The organism is Mycoplasma wenyonii (assembly GCF_003265155.1).
In the GTDB taxonomy this organism is placed as follows: Bacteria; Bacillota_I; Bacilli_A; order Mycoplasmatales; family Mycoplasmoidaceae; genus Eperythrozoon_A; species Eperythrozoon_A wenyonii_C.
On the sequence record NZ_QKVO01000022.1, the window covers coordinates 1 to 4,961 of the forward strand.

Sequence of the window (4,961 nt, forward strand, 5' to 3'; positions counted from 1 at the left end):
GATCTTACTCATTAAGCCGAAACTGTCAAACCGTCAGGCCACAAAATAACCTCATTCAGCTCTCATTAAAGAAAACAAATTTACCAATCTAACGAAATAAATCACAAGGTCGCATCCACCCCCCCCGACAGTACTTAACGAAAGGCAAGCGACTCAATCGGTCACAATCAGAGACAACAAAACGATAATAAAAAACGGTTAAGAAGAAAACTAATTTTTTCAAAAATTCAAAAAATTTCATGTTCACTATTACATCAGTCGCACAACCCATAAATGAAAGATAGAAATAGATGAAATAAGTGCAAGCTTGCCATGTACTGGGAATTATGGTGATGGTCAGAAACAAGTGACATTCGGGTGAAAGGTTGACTTAAACGGGGAAGAGAAAGATCAGCTACTTAAACGAGGACCAGTTACTAAAGAGGTTCAAGTGTTTCTTAGAAATGATAAGGGGGACAACTTATGGCCTAAAGAATGAACGGGAATTAGAGTCTTGAGAAATCAGTATGGAGGATCGTTGAGTGTTACTTATGTACATCAAAAAGAGCAGGGGGCTGTTGGAAGTATTTTGACTTTTGACAGAAGTAGTCTAGAGACAACCAAATTTATTTGCTCTTGAAATGAGTTAAAAAAGGGGCGAGAAATTGAATTGATCAGGCTTGGGGCTCAATTTGGTAATTATCAGTACTTCAGATCCGGCCAGGAGCACAAAATGAGCTCCAATATCCGGCTCGATGACTGTACAAACTACAAGGACGGTAAGAAAGCTGAATGTAATCTAAAAGTAACAACGGAAGGAACAGACCTAGACTGGAGTAACAAGGTTACCGCAAAAGCAAAATTGAGTTTTGAGTAAAAAAGTACTAAAAATTAATTAATTTTTGAATTTCAATTTTTTGTTTTTTATATCACGATAACCCCTCCAGTAAAGGGTTTTGTTTGTATATATAGAAAAATTACTTCTAATTAAGTTACAAGAATTTTGGCTCTAAAATCCTAGAAACAAGAACCTTTATATGGCCTCTTCACTATTAATAGGATTAAAGGCAATACTTGTATCTGCTTTAGGCTTCGGAGTTGCCTATCCCCTTTCCCAAGTATCTTCATCTACAGATAAAAGTACACAAGAAGATACACAAAAACTTCAAGAAGAAACAGGACCCCTTGAATCTAAAAAATGTGAAATTTTCTTAACAAATGTTGATGGAACTTATACAGTAGTATCTTGTTCAAACTCTAGTAATACAAAAGATTGATATCTTTTTAATTCCAAAGATAAAACATTAACTAATATTCAAGGCTTAACTTCCTCTAATTGACCGAGAGCGACACTCAACTCTTCTATAGATGATTGAAAAGAGAGGGAATGAAAAGGATTAAAAGGTTGGAATACTATAAGACAACAGGGTGATAATCCTATAGAAGGGCCATTCAAGATAGCTTATAAAGAAGGAACATTTAAATTCCCATTCTTTAAGTATTTCACTAGCGGTACCTGTGTTGCTGTTGGTACCATTATTACCCCTGATACAAAAATAAGATTTATCTGCCCTTCTTTTGACTTTCCAACTTATAAATTCACTGATTCTTTACTAATTCCAGAATATAAACAAGCTTTTAAATCCAATGGCGAATCAAGATGTTTTGCAGGAAGACAAAACAATTGAAAGGTCATTTCTTGTGAACAAATTAAAATAACACCACTTAATAAATAAAAAAAACTTTTAATTTTAAGTCTTAAGGTAGATTTACTTAAATAAATTCTTTAAACATCTCTAAAATGATTCCAGTAATTTATTTATAATGGCCTTCTTTGCAAAATTAGTCATTGCGGCTGTTGCCACAGTTACAGTTGGCGGGGGGGGCACAGTATTGGGAGTTTTTTCCAAACTTCAAAATACTAGTACAACATCTTTACAACAAGATTCAAATTCAGATTTAAGTTCAGAGACACAAGGTAGTAATCATTCTGAAAACACCCTTCAAGGGGACGAGCCAGTAGCTAAAACACAAGTAGCTGAAGAAAGTTCTGCATTATCTGTTCCTGAAAGTTCAGAAAAACTTACACCTGAACCACAACAAATTAAGTTAACTCAGAACCTTAATGGAGAAGGAAATTGTGTTGTAGAAGATGGATGAAAAGAAAAAGTTATTTCTCATCTTCCCAAAACTTCTCAATATGTTTCGGTTTTTTGTGAAAATTCAGGAGGCTACGACGCCTCTTTAACTAAGTGAAGAGGTTTTTTGCCTAAAGAGTTGTTTATAGATAATGCTGAATTATTGATAAAGGGAGCTAAGTTTGATATTCAAGCAAAGGATGATGACTCAACTCAAGATCTTGCAGAAGATGATACTGACACAAGAATAGTATTTAGTAGTCAGCAATTTGTTGGCTCTTCTATAACTGGAAAATTTGGTAGCAATCTTGTTGATGAAACTGTAGATCACGAACAACCTGTTTATGAAGTTAAATTAATGGGCTCAAAAACTGTAGATAAGTTTTATCTTCAATGACTGTAAAAATAATGAGCTTTAAATAAATATGTTCAAGGTCGTATTAAAGTTCGTTCTTCCTGTAACTGTTGCGGGGGCAGGTGGAGCAACTGCTTTTGGTCCCTCTTCTAAAAACCCACAATCTGTAGTAAGTAACCTTTCAACTACCTTAGACTCCTCCTCAAGTCGAACTCAAGCAGAAGTAACTTTACCTGCTCCCGTTGTTTCACAACCAGCTCAACAAGTAGTAGTAGAAACACAAGCATTGTCATCTGAGCCCGAACATATTGAAGAAATCGCAGAAAAATTTGAAGCAACAACAACAGGTAATTGCAGAGTAGTTAATGACCAACAAAGTACTATTGACAAGTTACCTAAAGAACAAATATATATCTCTTTTGTTTGTCAAAACCCTAGAGTATCGCAGGCAATTTTGACTGATTGACATGGTTTTTTCCCACAAGCTCTTTTTAAGGGGGGACAAGTAGATTTCTCTGAAAATAAACAGTTTGATATTGGAGTTACAGAAGAAGACAATGAAGACGAAGACTATCTAGAAGATGGTTCATACAAAACAACATTTAAAAGTAAAGAATTCTCAACCACCTCCCCTATTATCGGAAGATGAAGTGATGATATAGTAGATGACACAGAGGATAATCCAGTTTACAAAGTGAGGTTGCAAGGGAATCCTCATTCAGTTGAATACGCCTACCTAACTTATTCCTCTTAACTAAAGGAGTAATTCTTTTTAGTAGAAATGACAGGAATTGTTTCTAAATTTGCTCTTTCTGTTTTTGTAGCAGGAGCTGGTGGGACAGCAATTGGAATTCCCCTTTCTTCTTCCAGCAAATCTAATTCACATAATGCAGTAACTTTAATTGCTAAAAGTCAAGACACACAACAATCCCCTGTAGTTGCAGAATTACAAGCTCCTTCTCTACCACAACCAACTAATGATGTTGGAATAGTTGACTCTCATGACACTAGTCATTTAGGGGCCACAGAGGCTGATTTACCTTCTGAACATCCATTAGAAACTGAGGCAGTTCATCAAGAAGATTCAAATCTTCTAGTAGAGGAAACATTACAAGCTGATGAACCAGAAGGAAACTGCACGGTAATAGTTACGCCAGAAACTCTTCAAAAATTACCTACCTCCTCTGTTCCTTATATGTCTGTTCATTGTTGAAATAGCGTAGAAGGTGATTCAATGTTACGTTTATGAAAAGGATTTTTTCCTACAAGTCTTTTGAAAGAAGAAGCTATCAAATTGGAACAAGGTACTAAGTTTAAGTTAGATGTTCAAGAAATAGAGATTCCTAACGACGATGATTATGACACAGAGCTATTTGAACATGTTTTTACTAGTGAACAGTTCTTGAAAACCCCTGTTACTGGAAGATGAGGAAATACATTTGTAGAGAGAACTACAGAAGACGAAATACCAATTTATGAAGTCAATTTAAGTAAGTCAGGAATTTCAGATAAGTTTTATATTTTTCCAGAGTAGCAATAAGTCATGATTGGTGCAATTAAGTTTCTTGCCGGTATAGGTTTTGTTGCACCAGTTGTAGGTGTAGTAGGAGCATATGTCGCAACTTCGAAGACAATTTCCCCAGAACAACAAACATTAAGTACAGTATCACATTCATTAGAAGAAAAAAACATCAGATCATCTTCTCAAGAATTTGTGGAAAGCACTGTAGATACAGAAGATACTCATCGAGATGTTCAAGAAACTCTAGACCCTGCAACCGAAAGAACAGATCCCGACCCATCCTCTTCTAGTATTGTTGCAGTCACACAGACTCTTGAACAACATGCGGAAGAAGAAACAACGGGAAATTGCACAGTAACTATAAGTCTGAAACAAGTTATTGCGGAACTTCAACTATCTGAGTCTGATTATGTTGCTGTCTCCTGTAATGGACCAAGTAGCGATGACACCATTCTTACAGAAAAATGAACAGGAATATTTCCCAAAAGTCTTTTAAGAAATGGAGAAAAATTTGTTGAGGGCAAACAATTAAGTATTGAAAATTGGACAGATGAACCTCAAAAGGATGCGACAGATGATTTTTATACCACTAAATTTCGAAGTTCTCAATTTGTAACTGAAGATTCTCAGATAACTGGTAAGTGAGAATATGGAGACAAAGATTATGACGACAAGAAAGTAGATTTTGTTAAGTTAACTCACCCAACAATTACAGAAAAATGCTTATTTGGTACATGTAGATGATTAGTCAATTAATTAATCCAAATAAATAAGTTATGTTTCTAGTAGCTAAGTTAGGTTATTCTGCTCTTGCAGTAGCAATTATTGGAGGAGGAGTAACTGCCGGAACAAAAATATCTCAGCAATTTTCTTCTTCCCCTTCCACACTTACAGAGCATGGCCTTTCCACCGCTTCTTCCGGCACATCAACTGACTTAATAGAAAGAACAGTTATTTCCTCTAGTAC

Annotated in this window: 7 protein-coding genes; all 7 read left to right on the forward strand. The window is 35.5% G+C overall.

Going from position 1 to position 4,961, the window contains the following annotated elements:
• Positions 1 to 346 precede the first annotated feature (346 nt).
• Positions 347 to 856, forward strand: coding sequence for a hypothetical protein (locus tag DNK47_RS03160; RefSeq protein ID WP_146737546.1), 510 nt, complete (start codon positions 347 to 349; stop codon positions 854 to 856).
• A gap of 160 nt (positions 857 to 1,016) precedes the next feature.
• Positions 1,017 to 1,715, forward strand: coding sequence for a hypothetical protein (locus DNK47_RS03165; RefSeq protein WP_112665879.1), 699 nt, complete (start codon positions 1,017 to 1,019; stop codon positions 1,713 to 1,715).
• Positions 1,716 to 1,803: 88 nt separating this feature from the next.
• The gene (locus DNK47_RS03170; RefSeq protein ID WP_112665881.1) at positions 1,804 to 2,520 is read left to right on the forward strand and encodes a hypothetical protein; all 717 of its coding nucleotides are present in this window, start codon (positions 1,804 to 1,806) and stop codon (positions 2,518 to 2,520) included.
• Positions 2,521 to 2,542: 22 nt separating this feature from the next.
• Positions 2,543 to 3,226 carry a hypothetical protein gene (locus DNK47_RS03175; RefSeq protein ID WP_112665883.1) on the forward strand — a complete coding sequence of 228 codons (684 nt, stop codon included), beginning with the start codon at positions 2,543 to 2,545 and terminating at the stop codon, positions 3,224 to 3,226.
• Between the two features lie 27 nt (positions 3,227 to 3,253).
• Positions 3,254 to 4,006 (forward strand): hypothetical protein, encoded by a 753-nt coding sequence (locus DNK47_RS03180; protein ID WP_112665885.1) that lies wholly within the window; start codon positions 3,254 to 3,256, stop codon positions 4,004 to 4,006.
• A gap of 9 nt (positions 4,007 to 4,015) precedes the next feature.
• Positions 4,016 to 4,750, forward strand: coding sequence for a hypothetical protein (locus DNK47_RS03185; protein WP_112665887.1), 735 nt, complete (start codon positions 4,016 to 4,018; stop codon positions 4,748 to 4,750).
• 20 nt (positions 4,751 to 4,770) lie between these two features.
• A partial coding sequence (locus tag DNK47_RS03190; RefSeq protein ID WP_146737547.1) for a hypothetical protein occupies positions 4,771 to 4,961 on the forward strand: 191 nt, incomplete at its 3' end.